This window comes from Vibrio sp. YT-19(2023) (genome assembly GCF_033337395.1).
The window spans coordinates 1-814 of sequence record NZ_JAWOQN010000338.1 but is presented as its reverse complement, the minus strand read 5'-3'; the positions used below and the strand labels follow the sequence as shown (position 1 = coordinate 814).

The window sequence follows — 814 nt, the reverse complement described above, 5'->3', positions numbered from 1 at the left end:
GAGCGTTGATAACTGGCTGCTGGAATGGATGACTTAACCAGAATACACACCAGTGACAGTGCGCAGCGGGCTAAGTGTTTAAAGAGCATGGATTCATCGAAGCCACTGGCGCTCCATAGCGTCAGCGAGCTCAATAACATGATCGGAATTATCGCCATCAAAAGTGGCAAATCGATTCTTGTAAAGAAACGCTTGTTCATTTACTACAACCTAAAAACGCTCTCAAAAGAGCGAAAACAACCAGAACTCAAGAGAGTTCAAACTATTCCGATGCTAAGAATCCAATAGGTCGGGTATGTTGGCTTTCTTAGATTTGTTGAAAGTGAAAGCACAACAGGCCTGTTCACAGATGCGGCGCAAAGGAGTGCGAGAAAGGAGGTGCAGCATCATCTGTTGTGGTACGTCGACTGGGAATGTTGTGAAGAGGATAAATACACCAGCCTTGATATTTTCGCCACTCTTTTTATCGTACTTAGTGTTGAATCCAGCAATAATTGATAACTCGCTCGGATGTTATTGTGTTTTCACTCAAAACCATTTATCGCCGCTCACGCCCATTTACTCCCTAAAAATACCATTGGTCGCATCCTACAGCTGGCTATGAAGCGATGGCGTAATCTGAAACCATCAAATCACGTTCAACTAAGGACAGTCACCATGATGGTTTTCAATCTTCATTTATCCAGAGCCACAACCTTGCTCGGCGCGGCATTGGCAGCGTTTACCTTGAGTAGCAGCTTGGCGTTGGCAAACCCTACTGAGCAGTTACTAACTCGCTTTAACCAAGCCGCGCAGGGCGACACGGGTTTGGTGG

General features: G+C 45.8%; 1 pseudogene. It reads right to left on the bottom strand.

Going from position 1 to position 814, the window contains the following annotated elements:
- Positions 1–200 (bottom strand): annotated as a pseudogene (locus R7E78_RS25765) (rod shape-determining protein RodA); the annotation flags it as partial.
- Positions 201–814 lie beyond the last annotated feature (614 nt).